Annotated in this window: 23 protein-coding genes and 1 tRNA gene; 2 read left to right on the forward strand and 22 right to left on the reverse strand. The window is 38.3% G+C overall.

What is annotated here, in order from left to right; translation table 11 throughout:
• Window positions 1-13: 13 nt before the first annotated feature.
• Window positions 14-1,342 carry an RNA polymerase factor sigma-54 gene (rpoN, locus tag IV87_RS06760; RefSeq protein WP_057806755.1) on the reverse strand — a complete coding sequence of 443 codons (1,329 nt, stop codon included), beginning with the start codon at window positions 1,340-1,342 and terminating at the stop codon, window positions 14-16.
• Between the two features lie 66 nt (window positions 1,343-1,408).
• Here rpoN and IV87_RS06765 point away from each other — a divergent pair.
• Both IV87_RS06765 and clpP read left to right on the forward strand, forming a co-directional pair.
• A tRNA-Arg gene (locus IV87_RS06765) sits at window positions 1,409-1,480 on the forward strand.
• Between the two features lie 371 nt (window positions 1,481-1,851).
• Window positions 1,852-2,445, forward strand: coding sequence for an ATP-dependent Clp endopeptidase proteolytic subunit ClpP (gene clpP, locus IV87_RS06770; RefSeq protein ID WP_057806718.1), 594 nt, complete (start codon window positions 1,852-1,854; stop codon window positions 2,443-2,445).
• 277 nt (window positions 2,446-2,722) lie between these two features.
• Here the strand turns inward: clpP and whiA are convergent, their stop codons facing one another.
• The 21 genes from whiA to IV87_RS06875 form a co-directional block, all read right to left on the reverse strand.
• Complete coding sequence (gene whiA / locus IV87_RS06775; protein WP_057806719.1) at window positions 2,723-3,652, reverse strand: DNA-binding protein WhiA; 930 nt, start codon at window positions 3,650-3,652, stop codon at window positions 2,723-2,725.
• Window positions 3,653-3,676: 24 nt separating this feature from the next.
• Window positions 3,677-4,687, reverse strand: a complete 1,011-nt coding sequence (locus IV87_RS06780) for a gluconeogenesis factor YvcK family protein (protein ID WP_057806720.1) — start codon at window positions 4,685-4,687, stop codon at window positions 3,677-3,679.
• Complete coding sequence (gene rapZ / locus IV87_RS06785; RefSeq protein ID WP_057806721.1) at window positions 4,684-5,577, reverse strand: RNase adapter RapZ; 894 nt, start codon at window positions 5,575-5,577, stop codon at window positions 4,684-4,686. Before rapZ ends, IV87_RS06780 begins: the two co-directional genes overlap by 4 nt.
• A gap of 131 nt (window positions 5,578-5,708) precedes the next feature.
• Window positions 5,709-6,248, reverse strand: coding sequence for an HdeD family acid-resistance protein (locus tag IV87_RS06790; RefSeq protein ID WP_057806722.1), 540 nt, complete (start codon window positions 6,246-6,248; stop codon window positions 5,709-5,711).
• A 19-nt stretch (window positions 6,249-6,267) separates the two neighbouring features.
• On the reverse strand, window positions 6,268-9,141 hold the full coding sequence (gene uvrA, locus IV87_RS06795; protein ID WP_057806725.1) for an excinuclease ABC subunit UvrA: 2,874 nt from the start codon (window positions 9,139-9,141) through the stop codon (window positions 6,268-6,270).
• Between the two features lie 12 nt (window positions 9,142-9,153).
• A complete protein-coding gene (gene uvrB / locus IV87_RS06800; protein WP_057806727.1) occupies window positions 9,154-11,157 on the reverse strand; it encodes an excinuclease ABC subunit UvrB in 2,004 nt (667 codons plus the stop codon).
• A 107-nt stretch (window positions 11,158-11,264) separates the two neighbouring features.
• Window positions 11,265-11,894, reverse strand: a complete 630-nt coding sequence (locus IV87_RS06805) for an HD domain-containing protein (RefSeq protein WP_057806729.1) — start codon at window positions 11,892-11,894, stop codon at window positions 11,265-11,267.
• A 38-nt stretch (window positions 11,895-11,932) separates the two neighbouring features.
• The gene (locus IV87_RS06810) at window positions 11,933-13,660 is read right to left on the reverse strand and encodes a phospho-sugar mutase (RefSeq protein ID WP_057806731.1); all 1,728 of its coding nucleotides are present in this window, start codon (window positions 13,658-13,660) and stop codon (window positions 11,933-11,935) included.
• 183 nt (window positions 13,661-13,843) lie between these two features.
• On the reverse strand, window positions 13,844-14,785 hold the full coding sequence (trxB, locus tag IV87_RS06815; RefSeq protein WP_057806733.1) for a thioredoxin-disulfide reductase: 942 nt from the start codon (window positions 14,783-14,785) through the stop codon (window positions 13,844-13,846).
• A gap of 170 nt (window positions 14,786-14,955) precedes the next feature.
• A complete protein-coding gene (gene galU, locus IV87_RS06820) occupies window positions 14,956-15,864 on the reverse strand; it encodes a UTP--glucose-1-phosphate uridylyltransferase GalU (protein ID WP_057806735.1) in 909 nt (302 codons plus the stop codon).
• 24 nt (window positions 15,865-15,888) lie between these two features.
• Entirely contained in the window at window positions 15,889-16,905 is a 1,017-nt protein-coding gene (locus IV87_RS06825) for an NAD(P)H-dependent glycerol-3-phosphate dehydrogenase (protein WP_057806737.1), read from the reverse strand.
• 69 nt (window positions 16,906-16,974) lie between these two features.
• On the reverse strand, window positions 16,975-17,817 hold the full coding sequence (lgt, locus tag IV87_RS06830) for a prolipoprotein diacylglyceryl transferase (protein WP_177159940.1): 843 nt from the start codon (window positions 17,815-17,817) through the stop codon (window positions 16,975-16,977).
• Between the two features lie 15 nt (window positions 17,818-17,832).
• Window positions 17,833-18,774 (reverse strand): HPr(Ser) kinase/phosphatase, encoded by a 942-nt coding sequence (gene hprK, locus IV87_RS06835; RefSeq protein WP_057806741.1) that lies wholly within the window; start codon window positions 18,772-18,774, stop codon window positions 17,833-17,835.
• Between the two features lie 32 nt (window positions 18,775-18,806).
• Window positions 18,807-19,166: a phage holin family protein gene (locus IV87_RS06840; RefSeq protein ID WP_057806742.1), complete on the reverse strand. Its 360-nt coding sequence runs from the start codon at window positions 19,164-19,166 to the stop codon at window positions 18,807-18,809.
• A 15-nt stretch (window positions 19,167-19,181) separates the two neighbouring features.
• Window positions 19,182-19,514 (reverse strand): PspC domain-containing protein, encoded by a 333-nt coding sequence (locus IV87_RS06845; protein ID WP_057806744.1) that lies wholly within the window; start codon window positions 19,512-19,514, stop codon window positions 19,182-19,184.
• Between the two features lie 199 nt (window positions 19,515-19,713).
• Complete coding sequence (gene phoU, locus IV87_RS06850; protein WP_057806746.1) at window positions 19,714-20,391, reverse strand: phosphate signaling complex protein PhoU; 678 nt, start codon at window positions 20,389-20,391, stop codon at window positions 19,714-19,716.
• A gap of 17 nt (window positions 20,392-20,408) precedes the next feature.
• Window positions 20,409-21,164, reverse strand: a complete 756-nt coding sequence (pstB, locus tag IV87_RS06855) for a phosphate ABC transporter ATP-binding protein PstB (protein ID WP_057806747.1) — start codon at window positions 21,162-21,164, stop codon at window positions 20,409-20,411.
• A 14-nt stretch (window positions 21,165-21,178) separates the two neighbouring features.
• Window positions 21,179-21,982 carry a phosphate ABC transporter ATP-binding protein PstB gene (gene pstB, locus IV87_RS06860; RefSeq protein ID WP_057806749.1) on the reverse strand — a complete coding sequence of 268 codons (804 nt, stop codon included), beginning with the start codon at window positions 21,980-21,982 and terminating at the stop codon, window positions 21,179-21,181.
• Window positions 21,983-21,997: 15 nt separating this feature from the next.
• A complete protein-coding gene (gene pstA, locus IV87_RS06865; RefSeq protein WP_057806751.1) occupies window positions 21,998-22,885 on the reverse strand; it encodes a phosphate ABC transporter permease PstA in 888 nt (295 codons plus the stop codon).
• Window positions 22,882-23,805 carry a phosphate ABC transporter permease subunit PstC gene (gene pstC, locus IV87_RS06870; RefSeq protein WP_057806757.1) on the reverse strand — a complete coding sequence of 308 codons (924 nt, stop codon included), beginning with the start codon at window positions 23,803-23,805 and terminating at the stop codon, window positions 22,882-22,884. Before pstC ends, pstA begins: the two co-directional genes overlap by 4 nt.
• 78 nt (window positions 23,806-23,883) lie before the next feature.
• On the reverse strand, window positions 23,884-24,747 hold the full coding sequence (locus IV87_RS06875; RefSeq protein ID WP_057806753.1) for a phosphate ABC transporter substrate-binding protein PstS family protein: 864 nt from the start codon (window positions 24,745-24,747) through the stop codon (window positions 23,884-23,886).
• Window positions 24,748-24,969 lie beyond the last annotated feature (222 nt).

The raw sequence follows: 24,969 nt of genomic DNA on the forward strand, positions 1-24,969 counted from the left end.
TCTTGCAAAATCTCTATTCATAGCGTTTGCGTGCACTGGAAGATCCTATGTTTAAACTCTCTCGATATTTTGCCACCGTTCTTCTGGATACCACAATATCTTTTTCTGCTAATTTTTTTACAATTTTAGCATCAGATAAAGGTTTGCTTTTATCTTCTTCATGAATAAATTTCTGCAAGAGTTTTTTTACTGAGTCAACTGATAATCCTTCAGGAGAAGCGTCCGTTTTGGCAACAGCGCTACTAAAAAATGATTTTAATTCATAAGTACCAAACCGCGTTTGCAGATACTTTCCATTAACTGAACGACTAATTGTGGACTCATGTAAACCAAGTTTTAAGGCCACGTCTTGTAGTAAAAGTGGCCGTAATTCTTTAGTTTTTTCTAAAAAGAAGTCTTGTTGATAATTCAGTAAAACTTTGCCTACACGGAGAATTGTACTTTCTCGTTGTTCCAAACTACGTGAAATCCAATCAAATTCACGTTTCTTTTCTTTTACATAATCTGTAACCTCTGTATCTTTTCGCTGCAACATTTTTTGAAAATATTGTCTTTGAAAATGAACTTTAGGTTTAGCTGCTCTCGATGTATAAATACTTAATTTTCCAGCCTCGTTTTTTACAATTAAATCCGGAAAAATATACTGAGATCCTTCAGAGTTAAAGAGTGCTCCTGGTTTTGGTGTCAATGTACGGACGTAATCAAAAACTGTTTGAATTTCTTCAAGCGTTACATTTTGTTTTTTTACAATGTTTTGCCATTTTCGATTAGCCAATTCATCAAAACAATTTTTTAGAATATCCACTGCTGCTTGCGGTGCCCAGTCATCATTTTCTGCTTGTAACAATAAACACTCTTGCAGATCCTTAGCCCCGACACCTGGTGGATCCAGTTGCTGAATAAGTGTAATTGCATCAACAATTTCAACCTTATTAGCACCTGTTTTAGTCATAGCATCTTGAACAGACATCTTAAGATAGCCATTGTGATCAATTGATTCTAATAGAAACAAAACCAAGTTACGTAGAGGCGTATCCCGCATTGTTAAATGTACTTGATCTAATAGGTACTCAAATAGTGATTGATGGGTATCATCTGGAATTTGATTCATATAGTTTTCATCTACGGACTGACCAGATGAGGTCTTCCTGGCCCCACTAACAAATTCTTCATGAGTGGTGGCCACAGTAATCAACGGGTTTTCAAGTGCTTTTTGATCTAAAAATTTCTGTAATTCTTCAACGTTATATTGAAGTATTTGAATCGATTGTTGCAACGTTTGCGTCATTGCTAAACGTTGTACTTGTTTTTGCCTTTGATGTAGGCCTTGTTGAAGCGCCAAACAAATCACCTCGTTTAAATAAACTTGTGTTTTCAATATTAATAAAGTAAAATTAATAAGTAATTTGCGCCGTTAGTGTAGTGGATCGCACGTGAGATTCCGGTTCTCGAAACGCGGGTTCGACTCCCGCATGGCGCATTTTTTTATACCCTAAAACTTACTAAAAACTAAATTTCTAAATCATATACTGAATTTTTAAATGAATACCTGTACCTCTTCCAATAGTTTCAAACTGAAGTTCTAATCTCATATGAAAAGGTATTCATTAGTTATTCAATTATTTAACACCTGTGGGCATAAGTCAACCAAAACCATTTATAAGTGATAAGTTTCATTACCATAACTAATTTGAATCGGCCTATTTTTTAACTAGGTTTGTTGTTAAATTATGAACCTTTAATCAGATGAGTTAAATTGTTTGACCTTTTTTGACCATAGAGGTAAGCTGTAAACATATTAGCGATGAACTAATAAAATTAATGTGAATTTTAAAGGGAGGCTACTAAGTTATGAACTTGGTTCCAACAGTTATTGAACAATCATCACGTGGCGAACGCGCTTATGATATTTATTCCCGCTTATTAAAAGACCGTATCATTATGCTTTCCGGCCCAATTGATGATGATGTTGCAAACTCAATCATTGCACAACTCTTATTCCTAGATGCTCAGGATTCTGATAAAGATATTTATCTTTACATCAACTCTCCAGGTGGTGTTGTGACTGCCGGACTTGCCATTTATGACACTATGCGTTTCATCAAATCTGATGTACAAACTATTGTCATGGGTATGGCAGCATCGATGGCCAGCGTCTTGGCTTCTTCTGGTACAAAGGGTAAACGATTTGCATTACCTCATTCAGAAGTATTGATTCATCAACCTTCTGGCGGTGCTCAAGGACAACAAACTGAAATTGAAATTGCAGCAACCGAAATTTTGAAGACTCGTAAAGAATTAAACCAAATTTTGGCAGATAATTCTGGACAACCTCTGAAGAATATCAACCGTGATACTGAACGTGATCATTACTTCACAGCTCAAGAGGCCGTTGATTACGGTTTGATTGACGCTATTATGCAAAACAATTCAGACTTAAAGTAATTGAGTAATTAAAAATGAGATTAGGATATTTTTCCTAACCTCATTTTTTGTTAACTTTTAAGCTGCTCGGAGTAACAAGCATCCAAAAATAAGCACATTCCTACTGCGGGATTTCTTCCGCCTACGGAACGTGCCTTTTCTATTCTTTACTTGTTAAACTTCAGGACGGCTCAGAGTAACAAGTATCCAAAAATAAGCACATTCCTACTGCGGGAATTCTCCCGCCTACGGAACGTGCTTATTTTTGGATACTTATCGTTACTCTTCGCCCACTCTTTTATGCCCTTAACTTTTCCGCATACTCATTTAATTTACGCAAGCGATGATTAATTCCTGACTTTGAAATGGCCCCACTCGGTATCAACTCACCCAGTTCCTTCAAACTCACTTCCTGGTTAGCCAACCTTGCTTCCGCCACCTCTTGAAGCTTGGGCGGCAAACTACCAATACCCACAACCTCATCAATATACTTAATATTATTAATTTGCTTGCTGGACGCATTCGCAACCTTTGACAAATTAGCATTCTCGCAATTAACCAACCGATTTACCGAATTGCGCATATCTCTTAATATTCGAATATCTTCAAATTTAAGCATCGAATTCGTTGCCCCAATCAAAGATAAAAAGTTAGCAATTTGTTCTGCTTCCTTCAAATAAACAATGTATCCACTTCGTCTTACCGTCGAGCGTGCATTTAAATCATAGCGATTCATCCAATCCATAATCATCGCATTGTGTGTTTCATAAAGAGAATAGATCTCTAAATGATAGCGACTTGTTTCCGGATTATTGACCGACCCTCCTGCTAAAAACGCGCCTCGTAAATAAGAACGAATTTCGCCTTCGGTCGTTAATAGATCATCTGGAACCTTCTCATTAATTTGATAACCGTTCGTTAAAATCGACAAATCAGTTAAAATTGCCTCCGACTTTGTCATCAAACGTACAATGTACAAATTGTTTTTCTTTAATTTCATTTTGCGTCGAACAATCAATTCACCCTCAACAGAATAAAAATCTTTTAAAAGTGCATAGATTCTTCGTGCAATGGCAGGGTTTTCGGTTTGAACGCTTAAAACTAACTGATGATGCGCCAAATTAATCGACCCATTCATTCGAATCAAAGCCATCAATTCAGCCTTTGCGTTTTCCTGATGAACTTTAATTCCGGTTAGTTCTTTTTTTACTTCACTGGCATACGACACGAAAATCCCTCCTTTCACAAGCTATTAATCACAAGTTTTAGGATTTCCTGCAACATTAAAAAGTTCTTCTGCGACACGATCACCATCATGAAAGGCCCCATGATCACGTAAACAAAGAAAATCATCAGAAACTACCCGACAATTTTGTGCCCGTAATCCCTTAAAATCTGAACGAACCTGGGTTGAATATTCATCATAACGATTGTAATCCATATAATTATCCGGAACCTTTGCTGTGTTCACTAGTACGGTGTCCACAAAGTTTTGACCTAAATGACGGTTTAAAACAGCCACATGATCTGAATCAGTGAAATTGTCAGTTTCACCCTTTTGAGTCATGATGTTACAGATATAAACCACCTCCGCCTTAGTTTTCAAAACTGCATCCCCAATATTGGAGATCATCAGGTTAGGCAAAATACTTGTGAATAAACTTCCGGGTCCAAGAACAATTTCATCGGCCGCCAAAATGGCATCAATGGCTTCTTGCACTGCATGGGGTTTTTCGTTGGCATTCCAAGACGTTGGTTCTACCCAAACACGTTTAATTGTTTTATGAGCAGCTGTAATTTCTGATTCTCCAGCTAACTGGGTGCCATCTGTAAATTCTGCATGAAGCACTAAAGGTTCATTAGATGCCGGATAAATATGTCCGTCTACTTTCATCATTTCAGAAAGTTCTTGTACCGCTGTAAAAATGCCTGACTTCATCTCTGACAAGGCTGCGATAATTAAATTACCAATCGCGTGTCCAGACAAGAAACTGTCATCACTTTTGAAACGATATTGAAAAATATCCAGTTCCAGTTTAGGCAGATCCGAAAGCGCAGCAATCACATTACGAATATCACCAGGCGGCACAACATTCACATAATTTCGAATAACGCCAGATGAACCACCATCATCGGCAACCGTTACTACTGCCGTAATATCGGCATTTTGTTTTTTTAAACTTTTTAAAATAACAGGTAATCCTGTTCCTCCGCCAATTACAACGAACTTTGGACGGTTTTTTGCTGCTTGTTTCTTTGTCATGACCGGTTCACAGTTTCCTTTCGTTTGTTCACGTCGCGATGTTGGACGTGAACGGTATAATCGGCGTTTAAATCGTCGGCGATTCTTTGTGCAATCGCAACTGATCGGTGTTGTCCACCAGTACACCCAATCGCAATTGTGACGGTGGATTTACCCTCTTTTTGATAACCGGGCATCACATAACGTAACAAAGAAATAAAATGACTATAAAACTTTTCTGTTACGGGCTGATTCATTACAAAATCATAGACTGGTTTATCCAAACCCGTTTTATTTTTTAGTTTTGGAACGTAATATGGATTAGGTAAAAAACGAACATCCATTACAATATCAGCATCAATTGGTAAACCGTATTTGAAACCAAATGAAACAACTTCAATATGAAAGTTACCAGTTGCGCCTTCCGTACCAAAGGTTTCAAAGATTTGTTCGCGTAATTCACGTGGTGTCATGCTAGTCGTATCAATGACATACTGTGCATTCGACCGAATGGGTGCTAATAATTCCCGTTCTTTTCGAACACCATCAACAACACGGCCTTCCATGGCTAATGGATGTGATCTTCTGGTTTCCTTGTAACGAGATACTAGTTCTTTATCAGACGTATCTAAAAATAGAATTTGTGAAGCAATTGCTGGTGACCCTTCATCTTCATCAGTGAGCATGTGTAAGATTTGATCATAAAATGCTCGCGAACGTAAATCAATGACTAAAGCCACTTTATTAATTTTTCCAGATTCTTTTACAAGTTCCCAAAATTTAGGCAATAAAGCTGGCGGCATATTATCTACACAAAAGAAGCCCAAATCTTCAAAGCTTTGCATAGCTACTGTTTTGCCGGCACCACTCATTCCAGTAACAATTACTAATTGCATTTTTTCATCCGTCATTATAAATCCCCCGATCGTGATTACTAATTATAGCACACCGGGTGTGCCATTTTAAACGAAACTAGTCATGTTTACCAAATTAATAAAAAATTCGAAGTTATCCTCAATCAGATAACCTCGAATCTATTTTTTTACTTGTTTCTCCGTGCAAACGCAATTATTATTGCGTTTATTCCAAAAATCACTAAATAAAATCCAACGATGGCATTTAAAGTCAATATCGTCAACATTGGTCGGAATAATAACATAATGGCCACAATCAGTAAAAGTAAATCGATGATGACTGATAACCAATAGATGCCATTACCAAAGACTTTCAAATGACTGCTAACAACTAAACGCTCAATTACATCCATGAGGAACCAAAAAGCAAATAAATAACTTAAAACTGTCACAGCACTCGGAATATCAAAAATAAATATTGCACCTACCACAATATCAAGAATACCTAATACAAGCACAATATTAGCTCTCATTCCGGTAGCTCTTTTTAGTCGATGATAACCCCCAATTGTGGTGATCCCACGCACAATTGCCGCGATTCCAAAAACAATTGCTAAACTCGTTATGGCAACTTGAGGTAGTCGAAAAACAAAATAACCTGCAATTAAGAAAATGACGCCAGTAATTAATTCAGACCAGTCAAATCCCCATTCATTTTCACGTTTCATTTGCCTCCACCTTCCTTAATTAACCCAATTTATCTGCTTTAGTTTCTGAAAGTTCTCTAGTACGTTTTTTATCGCGTTCCAAGATTGGTTTTAAATACTGACCTGTGTAACTTTCTTTTACTTCTGCTACTTGTTCCGGTGTTCCTGTAGCTACAATCGAGCCACCGCCAGCACCACCTTCTGGTCCAAGGTCAATCAAATAATCAGCTGTCTTAATAACATCCAAATTATGTTCAATAACTAACACTGTGTTGCCCTTATCGACCAATCGTTGTAGGACTTCCAATAAGCGTTTGATATCATCCGTATGCAATCCAGTTGTTGGTTCATCGAGAATATAAAAACTTTTTCCAGCAGATTGTTTGTGTAACTCGGAAGCCAATTTCATTCGTTGCGCTTCACCACCAGACAAAGTTGTAGCGGCTTGCCCTAATTGAACATAACCCAAACCAACATCAACAATTGTCTGTAGCTTTCGACGAATCTTAGGAATTGGTGCAAAGAAAGCTAGTGCCTCTTCAACTGTCATCTCTAAAACATCCGCAATATTTTTGCCCTTATACTTAACTTCAAGTGTTTCAGAGTTATACCGTTTTCCTTTACATACTTCGCAAGGCACGTAAACGTCAGGCAAAAAGTTCATTTCAATCTTTAAAATTCCGTCACCTTTGCAGGCTTCACAACGACCACCCTTAATATTAAAACTGAATCGGCCCTTGTGATAACCACGCAACTTAGCTTCATTCGTCTGAGCAAACAGTCCCCTGACATCGTCAAAAACACTGGTGTATGTTGCTGGATTACTTCTTGGTGTCCGTCCAATTGGACTTTGATCAATATTAATTACTTTTTCAATATTTTTTACGCCGGCAACTGAACGATACTTGCCTGGTTTCTCAGAATTGCGATTTAGTTTTTGTGCCAAGACTCGTTTTAAAATCATATTAACTAACGTTGATTTTCCTGATCCAGAAACACCAGTAACGGCAATAAACTTTCCAAGTGGAAAATCGACGTTGATTTTCTTGAGGTTGTTTTCGGCAGCACCTTTAATCGTGATTTTTTTGCCGTTTCCTTTGCGCCGATTCAACGGCACTGGAATAAATTTCTTTCCCGCCAAATATTGCCCAGTCAAAGAAGTTGATACTTTCTCAACTTCAGCTGGTGTTCCGGCAGCCATTACCTTACCACCATTGTCACCAGCACCTGGCCCAATGTCAATCAAATAATCTGCTGCTCGCATGGTATCTTCATCATGTTCTACAATGATCAATGTATTACCTAGATCACGCATCTTTTTTAAAGAACCAATCAACCGATCATTATCACGCTGATGCAGCCCAATTGAAGGTTCATCCAAAATGTACAACACACCTGATAAATTCGAACCAATTTGTGTCGCTAATCGAATTCTTTGAGCTTCGCCACCAGATAAAGTCCGGGAAGCCCGACTCAGCGTCAGGTACTCAAGACCAACGTTTCTAAGAAATGATAATCGATCACGAATTTCTTTCAAAATCGGTTTGGCAATGGCACTTTCTTGTTCAGATAATTCAACATGATTAAAGAATTTAATCGCATCATCAATTGGAAGAGCCGACACTTGACCAATATGATCACCCATTACTTTGACACTAAGCGCTTTGCGATTAAGTCGATAGCCATGACACGTTTGACAAGTTAACTCACGCATATATCCACGCATTACATCACGGGTAAAGTCACTGTTAGTTTCACGATAGCGCCGGTCAACGTTTTCAATAACACCCTCAAAAGCAACATCAACATCACGAACACCACCAAAATCATTTTCATAATGAAAGTGAAATGGTTTACCATTTGATCCATGTAAAACTGTTTTTTTATCCGCATTACTTAACTCTTCAAATGGGGTATCCATGTCAATATTAAATGCTTTGCACGCTTGCTCTAACATACTTGGATAATATTGTGAGCTAATCGGATTCCAAGGTGCTAGTGCACCCTCACGCAAGGTTTTAGTTTGATCAGGAATAACCAGGTCCATATCAACTTCCAGTTTAACGCCCAACCCGTCACAGTCTGGACAAGCCCCAAATGGTGCATTAAATGAGAATAACCGTGGTTCCAACTCACCAACTGTAAAGCCACAAAGAGGACATGAATAATGCTCAGAAAACAATAATGGTTCTCCACCAATGACATCGGCCGTTGCGTAACCACCACTTAACCGTAAAGCCGCTTCAAAGGAATCAAATAAACGAGAACGAATTCCCTTTTTAACTACAATTCGATCAATCACGATTTCAATCGTGTGCATTTTACTTTTATTTAAGTCTAATTCTTCTTCAATGTCATGAATTTCGCCATCCACACGCACCCGTACAAAACCTTCGCGTTTAATTTTTTCAAAGATTTTTTTATGCTGTCCTTTTTTTGCACGAACAATTGGGGACATTATTTGTAGTTTAGTGCGTTCTGGCAACTCTAATACTCGATCCACCATTTGTTCTACCGACTGACTTGTAATTTCAGTACCGTCATTAGGACAAATCGGATGACCAACCCGCGCCCATAAGAGACGTAAGTAATCATTAATTTCTGTAACCGTTCCTACTGTAGAACGTGGATTTTTGGAGGTTGTTTTTTGATCAATCGAAATAGCCGGACTCAATCCATCAATTGAATCAACGTCTGGTTTATCCATTTGACCTAAAAATTGACGAGCATAGGCAGACAGACTTTCTACGTAACGTCTTTGTCCTTCTGCATACAATGTATCAAATGCTAAAGAACTCTTACCAGATCCAGAAAGTCCGGTAATCACAACCATTTTATTTTTTGGAATTGTGACATCAATATCTTTTAAATTATGTGCTCTAGCTCCATGAATGACAATTTTGTCGTTTGCCAAATCAATACCCCCTTAACCCATTTCGGTTTTTAATTCCATTATTGTATCACGTAGTGTGGCAGCTGTTTCGAAGTCTAACTTCTTGGCAGCTGAACGCATTTGTTCAGTTAGATTATCAATCATTTGTTTCTGATCTTTTTTAGACATATCATCAAAATCAGTTTCTAAGAAATCATCTTTTTTACCAGTATCCGCAGTCTCTTTTGTTGGTGCAATTAAATCACGAATCGATTTCTTAATTGTGTGTGGCGTAATGTGATGTTTCTCATTATAGGCTTCCTGAATCTTTCGACGTCGTGCGGTTTCATCAATTGTTTCTTGCATTGATTGCGTGACACTATCCGCATACATAATAACTCGGCCATGTTCATTTCGGGCCGCTCGACCAGAAACCTGGATCAAGGAACGTGTATTACGCAAGAAGCCTTCCTTATCTGCATCTAAAATCGCCACAAGGGATACTTCCGGTACATCAATGCCCTCACGAAGCAAGTTAATTCCAACCAACACATCATATTTACCCGTTCGCAGATCTCGAATAATTCGCGTTCGTTCAAGCGTTTTAATGTCACTGTGGAGATAAGCAACCTTAATACCCAATTCCTTCAGGTAGTCAGTTAGATCCTCAGCCATTTTTTTAGTTAATGTGGTCACAAATACCCGCTCATTTAAGTCGGCACGCTTGTTAATCTCACCAACTAAATCGTCCATCTGTCCCATAATTGGTCGAACTTCAATTTCTGGATCAAGCAAACCGGTTGGTCGAATAATTTGCTCAACCACATGATTAGTTTGTTCCTCTTCATAAGGTCCTGGTGTTGCGGACATATAAACAATTTGATTCACATGTTGCTCAAATTCCTTCAAAGTTAAAGGACGGTTATCTAGTGCACTTGGCAAACGAAATCCATAATCAATTAATTGTTGCTTTCGTGCCTTATCACCATTGTACATGCCACGAACCTGCGGCATAGTTACGTGTGATTCATCGACTACCATTAAGAAATCCTTAGGGAAAAAGTCTAGCAATGTATAAGGTGGCTCTCCCGGTTTACGACCGTCCATAAAACGAGAGTAATTTTCAATTCCGTTGGTATATCCCATTTCACGAAGCATTTCAACATCGTAAGTTGTGCGTTGTTTAAGGCGCTGTGCTTCTAATAATTTACCTTCAGATTCTAAAACTTTCAATCGATCTTTTAGCTCTGCTTCAATTCCTTGAATGGCCACTTCCATTTGATCTTCGTTAGTCATAAAATGGGTCGCCGGAAAAATGGCCACATGCTCACGATCACCAACAACCTCACCTGTTAAGGCATCTACTTCTCGAATTCGATCAATTTCATCCCCGAAAAATTCCACTCGCAGCGCATGTTCATCATGTGACGCCGGAAAGATTTCCACAACATCTCCGTGGACACGAAAACGACCCCGTTGAAAATCAATATCATTACGTTCAAACTGAATATCAACTAATTTTCGTAATAATTGATTGCGCTCAATCTCCTGTCCAACTCGCAACGATACAGTATGATTTTTATATTCAGTTGGATCACCTAATCCAAAAATACTTGAAACAGAAGCCACCACAATCACATCATTACGTTCCAACAATGAACTAGTTGCGGAATGTCGCAATTTATCAATTTCATCATTAATGGAAGAATCTTTTTCAATGTACGTATCACTAGATGGTACGTAAGCCTCGGGTTGATAATAATCATAATAACTCACAAAATACTCGACAGCGTTATGAGGGAAAAATTGTTTAAACTCTCCATAAAGCTGACCCGCCAATGTTTTGTTATGTGACAGAATTAAGGTTGGTTTGTTAACCTGTTGAATCACATTTGAGATAGTAAAGGTTTTACCAGTACCAGTTGCCCCTAACAAAATCTGTGCCTTTTCACCTGCATCAATTCCAGAAACCAACTGCTGAATTGCCTTAGGTTGATCACCAGTTGGCTTATATTTTGAAACTAAGTCAAATTTATTGTTATCAGTACGATCTATCATTGAGAAGACTCCTCCATTTCGTTCACAAAAAAAGGAAAGCGATTGCCTTCCCTTTCAACAATGTATTCAATTTTAACATACCGAACATACTTTCGCTATAATCTTGTTTAATTAATAATTTGGCGAGTAATTTCGCCTAGTTTAGCCTGATCAGTAAATTTTTCTCGCAGCAAATCTGGTAACACTTCGTTCAAAAAGTATTGTACGGAAGCTAACTTTTTAAACTTCACAATCGTACTCAAACTTTCTTTATAAATCTCTTCATAAGTTGTTTCCGGATTTCCTTTTTGAATTTCGCCAAAGGATTCATACAATAAATCGACTTTATCAGCCACCGATAAAATTTGTCCTTCTAAAGTGTCATCCTTGCCTTCAGAAAGGCGACGACGATAAGCAGTTCGAAACTCTTCTGGAATTTCAGTATTGACAAAACTTTCTGATAAAGAATCTTCAACATCTGCTAACATCGCACGTAATTTTGGTGTTGCATACTTTACTGGTGTCTTAATATCCCCAATAAACCGCTCGTTGTAATCATGATTCAAAGCTTTTTCATAAAGTGATTTCCAATCAACTTTCTTTCCTGCATTTTCTTCCACATCACCCAAGAATTGCGCAATTTGAGTAACTTTAAAGGAATGTTCTGCAACTGAATGCTTTTGATATTTGAAAATCCCAGGTGCACGCACTAACGTTTCTAGATTGCTTAAACTTTTAATATATTGGTGAATTCCCATCAGTGGCCTCCTAGCTATTTTTCATACCTAATTCGGAATTAGGCTTCAATAAATGCATCAAGTGCTTTTTCAAACGCCGCAATTTTTTTCTGAGCCTCTGCATTATCTGATCCCACAGTACCTACATAAAATTTAACTTTAGGTTCTGTACCAGATGGCCGAATAGCAATCCAGGTTCCATCCTTAAGTTGATACTTTAAAACATTTGAAACAGGTAGTGCAATTTTTTTGCTTGTACCATCAGTAAAAGTTGTCACCTGCTTTTCAAAATCCTCTAAGGCAGTTACAGGTTGACCTGCAAAATCAGCTGGTCGCTCTTCACGGAATTTAGTCATTAAGTCGGCCATTTCAGTCTTACCATCTACACCAGGAAAGTCTTTTGAAATTGTTTTTTCTGCATAATAACCATATTTAGCAAAAAGATCCTGCAGGCCATCATAGAGTGTCTTGCCTTGCTTACGATAATAAGCAGCAATTTCAGCTAACATCACGATTCCTTGAATAGCATCTTTATCACGCACAAATGGTTTAATCAAATAACCATAACTTTCTTCAAAGCCAAACATAAAGGTGTGTTCATGCGTTGTTTCATAGTTTTGAATCTGATCCGCAATAAACTTAAAACCAGTTAAAACATTGACCATTCCGACACCATGATCAGCAGCAATTTTGGTTGCTAATTCGGTTGAAACGATTGATTTTACCGCCACCGCATTTTTTGGTAACGTGCCATTTTCTTGACGTGCTGTCAAAATATAATTCAACATTAAAACAGCCATTTGATTTCCAGTTAATAATTGATATTCACCATCAGGTTGACGAACTGCTGCTCCCAAACGATCTGCATCTGGGTCTGTGGCTACTAACAAATCAGCCTTTTGTTTTTTACCAAGTTTAATGGCCAAGTCAAAAGTTTGTGGGAACTCAGGGTTAGGAAATGGCGTGGTAATGAACTCAGGATCCGCAGTTGCCTGTTCAGGAACCATCGTAAAGTCATTAAAACCGGCATTCTGTAGTGCACGGTTACCCAAAACTTTTCCTGTTCCATGTAATGGCGTGTAAATAAGTTTCATATCTGCACCATAATCCTTGATCAAGTCAGGATTAATTGTCACAGTTTTCACTTCAGCAAGATAAGCTTCATCAACATTTTCACCAATCAAAGTTAAAAGTCCATTTTGACGTAGCTCGTGCTCGTCTGCAACAGGAACATCAAAGATATCAGTAACCTTTCGAATGTAACTTGTAATCCTATCTGATTCAGTTGGTGGCATTTGCCCGCCATCTGGTCCGTAAATTTTATAACCATTATATTGTTTAGGGTTATGACTTGCTGTAATCATAATGCCCGCATAGGTATGTAAATGACGGACTGTAAATGAAAGTTCCGGAGTTGGACGCATATCATCAAAAACAAAACTAGGAATATGATGTGCTCCCAAAACATGGGCAGCCTCATGCGCAAACTCTTTAGAATGGTAACGAGAATCAAAACTGATCGCAACCCCTTGTTGTTTCGTTTTTTCATCCAGTTCATCCATAAAATTAGCAAGTCCCTCAGTTGCCTGACGAACTGTATAGATATTCATGCGATTAATCCCAGGACCCATCACACCACGCATTCCTGCAGTTCCAAATTCCATTGGTGCATAGAATGCTTCCTCTAACTTTGCATCCTGCCCAGCTAGTTGTGTTAATTCTGTTTTTAATCCTGGTTCTAGATCTTCTCGTTTAATCCATGTTTGATACGTATCTTTCCAGCTCATGTCTTAACCCCCAAAAAATATTGGCATTTTATTTGTTTAACAGTCTAAGTATACAACAAACTCACTAATCAATTTAACCGTTTTCTTTGGTATAGGTCAATTTTAAGGTACATTTATACTTTTTCCTAAATTATTAAAAAAGTTTCGAGGAATTTAATTTCCCCGAAACTTTTTATTTTAATATTATTTAGCAGTTGCTTTAGCTTTCAAATCTTGAATATATGAAAATACTTGTTGTCCAGCAATACCACCTTCGCCAACTGCAGTCGCAATTTGACGAAGATCTTTTTGACGAACATCACCAACAGCAAAAATTCCTGGCACATTGGTCTGCATATGATCATCAGTTGGGATCCAACCATTTTCATCCAAAATTGGTAAATTGTGAAGATTATCTGTCATTGGATGGTTACCAACATAGATAAACACACCAGAAGCCTCAATCATGCTATCTTCACCAGTTTTATTATTATTAACTTTTACACCCGTAACTTTTTGATCGTCACCCAAAATCTCGGTAACGTTACTATTCCAAACAAATTCCATTTTTGGATTAGCAAAAGCACGTTCTTGAGTAATTTTTTGTGCACGTAATTGATCACGTCGATGAATAACCGTTACTTTAGATGCTAATTGGGTCAAATAGATACCCTCTTCAATGGCAGAATCTCCACCACCGACGACAATCAGATGCATCCCTTTGAAAAAGGCCCCATCACATACTGCACAGTAGGAAACACCGCGGCCACTATAAGTATCTTCACCAGTCACACCAAGCTTCTTATACTCAGAACCAGTTCCAATCACTACCGCCTTAGTTTTAAATTCATCGGTATCGGTTTTTACAACTTTAACATCACCCTGGTCGTCAATTTCTTGAACACTACCATAGGCATACTCTGCACCAAACTGAACTGAACTATCATACATATCTTTGGCTAAGTCCGGTCCTAAAACGGATTTAAAACCAGTATAGTTCTCAATCGCAGCTGTATTGTTCATTTGACCACCATAAATACCGCGATCTAACATCAAGACAGATAAGTTAGCTCGTGAAGCATACAGGGCAGTTGTCATGCCTGCAGGACCTGCTCCAATTACAATGACATCATATTCTTTTGCCAAGTGTTTCCCCTTCTCTCAATAGATAATGATAATAATATACTATCAACGCAACAAAATGTCTAATATTTTGCTTACAATTAGTTAGCTAAATTGGCGTTACTCATAACGAAACTGGCAATTCCAGAAAGCTCCGGTAATTGCCAGTTTCGTTTACTTATTCGTTTATAGAACTATTTTGCTTTTTTACTAGCTTTGTCTTCTTCAGTTAGTTTGGCACCCAACTTCTTGATGTACTCACGTAAATCATCTTTTACTTCAGGATGTTTTAACCCATATTGAATATTGGTCTGTAAGAAACCGAATTTATTACCAACATCATGACGTTCACCTGTAAAGACATGTGCAAACACGCGTTGTGTTTTATTAAGTTCATTAATGGCATCCGTTAATTGAACTTCATTGCCCTTACCTGGTTTTTGATGTTCCAAAACATCAAAAATTTCTGGAGTTAACAAGTAACGACCAATGATTGCATAATCACTTGGTGCTTCTTCTGGACTTGGTTTTTCAACAAAACTTTCAACGTTAAACAAGTCAGGTTTAACTTTGGCTTGAGGTTTAATAACACCATACTTTGAAACCTCTTTATGAGGAACTTGCATAACAGCTAAGGTTGAGGCATGAGTTTCCTCGTATGAATTCATGAGCTGTTTAGTCAACGGAATTTTGTCTTCCATTAAATCATCACCAAGCATGACAACAAAGGGTTCGTCACCCACAAAGTCCTTGGCCATTAAAACAGCATCACCTAGGCCACGTGGATGCGATTGACGAATAAAGTATAGATTAATGTCAGTTGTTTCTTCAACTAACTTTAAAAGATTATCCTTATGTTTAGCCTTTAGATTATTCTCAAGTTCTGGAACAGAATCAAAATGATCTTCAATGGCTCGTTTCCCTTTACCAGTCACGATCAAAATATCTTCAATTCCAGCTTTACGAGCTTCTTCAACAATAAATTGAATAGTTGGTTTATCTACAATTGGCAACATTTCTTTTGGTGAAGCCTTAGTTGCGGGTAAAAATCTTGTTCCCAATCCAGCAGCTGGAATAATTGCTTTTCTAACTCTATCTGACATAAGTAACGCTCCTTTTTAATTTACTTATTCAATTTCGGGCTTGCCTTCGCGATCCATCAGTTCTTCGATGGCCGTTTTAACATCTTTACCATTGTACAAAACGTCATAGATGGCGGTTGTAATCGGCATGTCAATATGATTTTGAGCAGCCAATTCGTACGCTGCTTGTGTTGAAGGAATTCCCTCAATAACCATTCCCATGGTATCAATCACTTCTTTTAAAGGCATTCCTTGTCCCAATTCATTCCCAGCACGCCAGTTTCGTGAATGGACACTAGTTGCCGTAACGATTAAATCACCAACACCGGACAAGCCAATAAAGGTCAACGGTTTTGCTCCTAAAGCTACACCTAATCGACTAATTTCAGCTAAGCCTCGGGTCATCAAAGCCGCTTTTGCATCGTCTCCATAACCTAAACCATGAAGAGCACCAGCGCCCAAAGCAATAATATTCTTAAGAGCTGCCCCTGTTTCTACACCGATAACATCGTCATTTGTGTAAACACGGAAGTACTTATTCATAAACAATTTTTGAATTTTTTTTGCAGCTTCCTGATTTGTGCTTGCTGCTGTTACCAAAGTGATGTCTTTTTTAGCAACTTCTTCTGCATGACTAGGACCTGACAAAACTACAATAGCTTTGCGATTGCGTTCTGGAATTTCTTCTTCAAGCACTTGAGAAAGACGTTTATGCGTTCCCTGTTCCAAGCCTTTGCTGGCATGGACAATAATTGGCTTGTTACCAGTTTTTTCCAAAACTTCAACCATTTCGTTAGCCACTAGACGCATTACCTTAGTCGGGACAACAAACAGAACTACTGCAACACCATCAAGGGCTGCTTCTAGATCATCATAAGCAACTAACTTATCCGAATACTTAAATCCCGGAACATAATGTTCATTAGTGTGCTTCTCATTTAATTCCTTAACTTGCTCAGGCATGTTTGACCAAACTCGAACATCATTTCCGTTCTCTGTTAACATGTTGGCCAAAATACTACCCCATGAACCAGCACCTAATACCGCAATTTTCTCAGACATCAATATAACTCCTTATAATTAATCATTTCTTGATTTACATTTCTATTATCCAACACTCGCCGCGATTACTCAACTTTTCTGCGGATTTAATTCGTTTCCATCTAAATACCATGGATTATTGGGCATCCGTTTTCGTCTAATGAGCCATAATGTAATCCCACCAACAAACAAGACGACCGACAAGACTTGCGAAACACGAATAACGTTTCCAATCATTAAACTATCGGTTCTCATTCCCTCGATGAAAAAACGTCCGAATGAATACCAAATAACGTAACTTAGAAAAACCTCACCTCGTTTAAATAAGTTTTTCCGATGACGAAAACTCATCAAAAGAATAAAACCTAAAATATCCCAAAGTGACTCATACAAAAAAGTGGGTTGGCGATAGGCACCGTCAATAAACATTTGTTGAATTATAAAATGGGGAATATGTAAGTTTTGCAAAAACTGTAATGAAGTAATTCGCCCAAAAGCCTCTTGATTCATAAAGTTTCCCCATCGACCAATTCCTTGTGCCATTAAGACGACCGGTCCTGCCACATCAAGCATTAGCCACACTGGAATCCATTTGGATCTGCAGAAGAAGTACACAACTATCCCGGCACCAATTAAGGAACCATAGATGGCAATACCACCATCCCAAATCGCAATAATCTGATCTGGGTGTTGCGCATAATAGGACCATTCAAACACCACATAATAAGCCCGTGCTGAAATTAGAGCCACTGGTAACGCCCAAAGAATCATATCATAAATATCATCCGGATTAATTTGTCGTTTTTTTCCCTCGCGAACAGCTAAAAATGTTGCAAGCACAACCGCACTTGCAATGATCACACCATACCAATGAATTTCAAATGGTCCCAGTTTTAATGCAATGGGGTTTAACGCTCCTAGTAAAATTTCCACTCCCGTCATCTCCTGCTAATTTTTTTTGGAATTATCTTTAATCAACTCATTTAAGTTATCATCAAAGACTTTCGTAGCATCGTAGCCCATGTTTTTAGCTCTGAAGTTCATCGCTGCAGATTCAATAATGACGGCCAAGTTACGTCCTGTTCTTACAGGAATCGCAATTCTTGGGATTTCCACGTCAAAGAATTTCCGCGTTTGTTGCCCGTTACCTAAACGATCAAACTGTTTATCATCATCCCAGTTTTCCAAATGGACAATCAGGTTGATATCTGTTTCAGTACGAACCGCACCAGCCCCAAACAAATTCATCACATCAATAATACCAACCCCACGAATTTCTAGAAGGTGACGCAGGATCTTGGGAGCTTCACCAACTAAGGTTTGCTCATCTTGTTGATAAACATCTACGCGATCATCTGCAATTAAACGATGGCCACGTTTAACAAGTTCCAAAGCCGTCTCACTTTTACCAACCCCAGAATCACCTGTTATTAATACACCCAGACCATAAATATCAACTAGCTCACCGTGAACTGATTGCCGTTCAGCTAGCTTGCCTTCCAAAAAGTTAGTCATATTACTTAATAATCGAGAAGTTGGTAGCGCCGATCCCAAAACTGGAATATTTTTAGCTTTAGCCGCCGTTGTCAGTTCCTCTGGAATCGGTAAACCACGCGAAATAACAAAGGCAGGTGTGTCGTCATGTGCCATTCGTTGGTAAACATCTAAGCGTTCTTCACTTGTCATACTGCCCTTTGCATATGAAATTTCGGTTCGCCCAAACAACTGAACTCGTTCATGAGGATAGAAATTAAAATACCCGGTTAACTCCAAACCGGGTCGCGAAATATCACTAACCGTAATATCTCTCTTCTTTAAGAATTCTTTTCCAGAATAAACATCTAAGCGTGTTGATTTTACTAGATCCGCTACTTTTACACTATCTGCCAAAAATAAAACCCCCTGTGATTTTATTACTCAAACTACCATCGATTAATAAAGTAATTTGAAATGATCGCGTTTAAAATGGACATCAGCAACGCAATCCACATTGTCATCCCAAATGATGAGAAATAAAAGCTTGCTGGTCCAACCAAAAAGGAGGTTAATTGTAAAATAACCGCATTGATTACAATACTAAATAACCCCAATGTTAAAATTGTAATTGGTAAGGATATTAACTGTAGGAAAGGTTTGACTGATGCGTTCAAAACAGCCAGCACTAAACTAGCTCCAATGGCAACCCACACGCTGGTCACAACAAAGCTTCCGCTATTTCGGTAAAACCCAGCTAACGCAATAAAAATAATTGCGTCAACCACTACTCTTTGCCAAAATTTCATAAAACGTTCTTCCTCCTATTTCTGATGTTTAGAAGTTGGATCGTCCTCTTCTTGTACATCCTTAATAACTTTTCGTTTTCTTGTCTTTGGTTGTTGAGGCTGCTCAAAACCCGTAAAGAAGTTTTCAGTAAATCCGCCCATGCGTTGTTCCTGGCTTGCTGGCATTAACCAAGCTAATAATGCATAAATTAAAATGCCTGGCCAAACGTGAGCAATTAAGGTTAAGATCACAAAAGCCACCCTAACAATTGAAGCATCAATGGCAAAGTAATTAGCAATGCCACCCAAAACTCCAGCGACCATCCGACTATTTGATTTTGTAAATTTTCGTTTTGAATTTGATTTCATAAGTTATTCACCTCAAGTTATTGATTAGTTATATTCTACAGCTTGTGAAGCGTAATTGGCAAACTTAACCACTGAAAATAAAAAAGTGTTAAAAAAGCTTTAAAATTCCACCTAATCTAGATAATTTCTGTCACAAACAGTTCAATGAAATTTTCTAAACTACAGGTTAGCTTTTTCAACAACTTATTAAATCTTGCTCTTAACTTTCTTCAGGGTGACGATCAGGAGTTAATTCTGCAAGATGCCCAGTTTCATTGTAAACTACCCACTCGGCCACGTTACTAATATGATCCCCAATTCTTTCCAAGTAACTAGCAACCATTAAGTAACTAGTACTGCCCTTAATTACCTTGGCATCTTGTTTCATCATTTTAATAATTTTCTCTCTTACTTCAGCATATTCTTCATCAATTTTTTGATTCGTGTCGGCAATCTTTTTGGCACTCGTTTCATCCTCTTTAACATAGGCATCCAAAACTTCTTCCAGCATAGCACGCACATTATTTGTCATTTCGGCAATATCGTTTTCAATTTCTGCAACCCGATGCTCACCTTTCAATTGAATAGATTCACGTGCAATTCCCACCGCATGATCCCCAATTCGCTCCAAATCAGAACTTGCTTTCAAAACAATAATAATGCGTCGAAAATCAGTGGCCACCGGTTGTTGAAGAGCAATCAACATTAATGCCTGATCTTCTAATTTGATTTCCTCTTCATTAATTTCTTCATCATGTCTAATCACTTGTTGCGCCAGTTCCTTGTCATGATCAATAAAAGATTTTGAAGCTCGATAAATAGCTTCACTTACATTAATTCCCATTTCTGTGAATTTACCATGCAATTTTTTTAACTCATCTTCAAAGATTCCACGCATAACTCTTACCTCCGTTTTTAACCAAATTTTCCGTTTAAGTAATCACTAGTCTCTTCTTTCTCAGGTGTCAGAAAAAGTTGTTTTGTAGGTCCTGATTCAACCAATTTTCCATCAAGAAAGAAGGCTGTTCGATCTGAAATACGCGATGCCTGTTGCATGTTATGAGTTACAATGGCAATCGTAAATTTATCCTTAATGTCCAGTAACATATCTTCAATTTTGCCCGCCGAAACTGGATCTAACGCACTAGTTGGTTCATCCATTAAAATGATTTCCGGTTGAACGGCCAAAACACGCGCAATACAAATTCGTTGTTGCTGGCCACCCGAAAATGACAATGCATTTTCGGTTAGTTTATCCTTCACTTCATCCCAGACTGCAGCTTGTTTTAAACTTGTTTCAACGCGTTGCTTAATCGTGGCACGATCTTTCATACCGGCTAAACGCAGGCCAAATGCAACATTATCAAACACAGAAAACGGAAAAGGATTGGGTTGCTGAAAAACCATTCCAACACGTTTTCGAAGCTCAACCACATCCGTTTGCGGGCGATATATATCTTTGCCATCCAATTTAAGACTTCCCGTAATCGTGACATCGGCGACTAGATCATTCATACGATTCAAGCAACGTAAAAACGTTGATTTACCACTCCCTGATGGCCCAATTAACGCGGTAATTTCCTGTTTAGGAAAATCAAGATCAATTCCATGTAAAGCTTCATGTTTCCCGTAATACAGGCGAACATTTCGCGTTGTAATGACATTTTCCATTCTCTATTCCCCTCCTAACCAAAATTACCAGAAATATAATCCTCAGTAGCCTGAATATGTGGTTTGGTAAAAATGTTTTCTGTACGATCAAATTCAATCACATGACCCATATGAAAGAAGGCCGTATAATCACTGATTCGAGAAGCTTGTTGCATGCTATGGGTCACCATAATTATCGTATATTGCTGCTGTAAATCGTGTAAGGCCTGTTCGAGTTTTCCCGTTGAAATGGGATCTAAGGCACTTGCTGGCTCATCTAACAACAAGACATCCGGATTCATGGCTAAGGCTCGTGCAATACAGAGACGTTGTTGCTGCCCACCTGATAGCGCTAAAGCACTTCGCTTCAAATCGTCTTTTACTTCATCCCACAAAGCCGCCTGTTTTAAACTTTTCTCAACTCGTTGCTTTAATTCCGTTTTATTTTTAATCCCCGCTTTTTTAAGCGGATAAGCTATATTTTGAAAAATTGATTTAGCAAACGGATTGGGGCGTTGAAAAACCATTCCTACGTGCTTTCGCATTTCGTACACATTAATATTGCTTGCATTAATATCAATTCCTTGATAAAAAATTTTTCCTTGTACAGTTGCAATATCATCATTCATTCGATTAAGGCAGCGCAAAAACGTCGATTTCCCTGATCCAGAGGCCCCAATCATTGCTGTAATTGCATGTTTAGGAAACTGTAAATTTCCGTCATACATTGCATGATAATCACCATAAAAGACCTGCAAATCTTCCGTAGCCAATCCAATGGTGGTCTTAGTTGAATCAAATTTATGAATATAATTTTCCGTTAACGAATAAGTTTTCACTTAAACCACCTCATTTTATTTTGATGCCGTTACTTTTCGGTAAATACGGTTTCCTGCCCAGCGAGCAGAAAAATTAAAAATTAACACCGCTAGAATTAAGACTGCTGAAGCTCCGGCCGATACTGCACTTGCATCTGGCATAATTCCTTCTGAATTAATTTTCCAAATATGCACAGCCAATGTTTCTGCAGGTCGCATTGGGTTCAATGGACTAGTAGGACTGAACGGATTCCAATTGGCATAATTCAACATCGGAGCACTTTGACCGGCCGTATAAATTAAAGCTGCGGCTTCACCGAAGATCCGCCCCGCGCTTAATATAATTGCGGTTAAGATTCCTGGAAGAGCTTCGGGAAAGATTACTCCCAGAATCGTTTGCCAGCGTGAAAACCCCAGAGCTAACCCAGCTTCTCTTTGTAATTTAGGTACGGCTGCCAACGAGTTTTCAATACTGCGCGTTAATAATGGTAGATTGAAAAAGGTTAAGGCAATTGCTCCTGACAAAATTGAAAATCCCAGTTTAAATTGGACAACAAAGAGTAAAAAGCCAAACAAACCAACCACAACTGATGGTAACGAGCTTAAAACTTCAATTGCAACCCGAATTGTATTGGTTACCCAATTTTTAGGCGCATATTCAAATAAGTAAATTCCGGCACCAAGTGCAATTGGGAAAGAAATAAGCAACGTTAAAATTAATAAATAAAACGAATTAAATAGTTGGTCACCAATTCCGCCGCCCTCTAAAAAGGCTTGAGAAGGCGAGGTTAAAAAGTGCCATGATATATGAGGAATACCGGTTACCAAAATGTAACCAATCAAAGAAATAAGAATCAATACAACAATGCCAACTAAAATTCCAATAATTGCTGTTGCCAGTTTATCCATTCTTTTGGCGTTCATTTTGTCAACCTCCCTTTTCGACCAATCAAGCGAACAATCAAGTTAAATGCTAGTGACATTAATAGTAATATCAACGCTAGGGACCACAATGCGTTGTTTGGTAAAGTTCCCATAACTGTATTTCCCATTCCAGTCGTTAACACACTGGTTAGCGTTGAAGCCGGAGAAATTAAATTATGTGGTAATAACGACGCATTCCCAATGACCATTTGAACGGCCAATGCTTCACCAAATGCCCGTGCCATCCCAAAAATAATTGCCGTTAGCAAACCAGGCACTGAAGCTCTTAAAACAACCTTATAAATGGTTTGCCATCTCGTCGCTCCCAGTGCCAGCGACGCTTCTCGATAAAATCTCGGAACCGAGCGGAGACTATCCACATACATTGATGTTATTGTTGGTAAAACCATAATAAACAACACAATAGTCCCTGCCAAAATTCCAAAACCAGTTCCTCCAACCAACTTTCTAACAACGGGCACAACAATGGTTAACCCAACGAATCCATATACTACGGAAGGAATTCCAACCAACAGTTCAATTACTGGTTGTAGGATTTTTTGACCTCTTTTGGGGGCGATTTCTGTCATAAATAAGGCCATGGCAATCGCAAATGGTGTCGCCAACAGTGCTGACAATACCGTAACTGAAAACGAACCTACAATCATCGGTAAGGCACCAACTTCTGGCGTACCATTTTTACTTACCTGACCAGGATTCCAATCCTGCTTTGTAAAGAAATCCCACGCTGACACATGATTTTCAAAAAAGGTAGCCAATCCTCTGGACGCAACTAAATAGAAAATAGCTGCTACCAGCAACCCAATAATAAATGTGCAGATAAAGGCAATTATTCGACCATAACGATCCTGTCTGGTTGCTTTCGATGATTTGGTTAATTGACGTTTAATTTCATCCAAGTTTTTCACAACCTTTCTTCCTCAAATAATAAATTGTACTAAGACACTTAAAGTAATTTAATTAGACCTATCATGATGTTAATTTTTATGCACTTTTCCATGTTGATCTCGGGTAACTTGCATATCGTGAATTGAAATGTATCCTAAATCTGTAATTAACTGCTTTTGTGAACTTGGTGATTTAATATAGTTCAAAAATTTCTGCGTCTGTTTATCTGGTTTTCCTTTGGTATACATATGTTCATACGACCAAATTTTCCAATGATTATTCATCACATTTTTAGCTACCGGTGTCACGCCATCTAACTTAAGGGCGCGTACTTGATCATTTACATAAGAAAAAGAAAGATAACTTATGGCTCCTGGCGTTGCAGCCACAATTTTTTGAACAGTTCCATTTGAATCTTGTTCTTGCGATTGAATAGCTGTTTTACCATTTAAAATAATACTTTCAAACGCATTTCGAATTCCGCTTCCTTGAGCTCGATTGATAATCGTAATTTTTTGATTTTTTCCGCCAACCTGACGCCAATTGGTAATTTTACCGGTGAATATTTGTGCTAATTGGTGGCTCGTTAAATTACGAACCGTGACCTTTTTATTGACGACGGGCGCAATACCGACCACTGCTACTTTATGATCTACTAATAAAGAAGCCTTGATCCCTGCTTGATTTTCTGCAAAAACGTCTGAATTTCCAATTGTTACGGCGCCAGCTTGAACTTGACTTAAACCAGTACCAGACCCGCCACCTTGTACCGTGATATTAACCTGCGAATTTTTTAACTGATAATTTGTGGCCGCTCTTTCTACAAGTGGCTGTAAAGCTGTTGATCCTACAACTGTGATTGATTGACTTTTTTTAGCACCGCAACCAGTCAAACTGAACACAGTAGCAAAGATAATCACAATCAACCCCACAATTCGTTTCATTTGTGCCATCCCCTCTCACCTTTCATCTCTGAGTTTAGCAACCTTGTGTTTAGCTATCGTGTTGTTCATGTAAAGGTTGTGTAAAGGTTAAAAACAGGTATCTAAATCCTAGTCAGTAATTACGTTTATTCTCTAAAAAGCACACAAAAAAACACCAACGAAAATTACTTTTCATTGATGTTATATACGTATTTATTTCTAACTAAAGGTTGAAAGTATCAAAATCACTTC

Source organism: Pediococcus ethanolidurans (assembly GCF_001437405.1).
GTDB lineage: Bacteria > Bacillota > Bacilli > Lactobacillales > Lactobacillaceae > Pediococcus > Pediococcus ethanolidurans.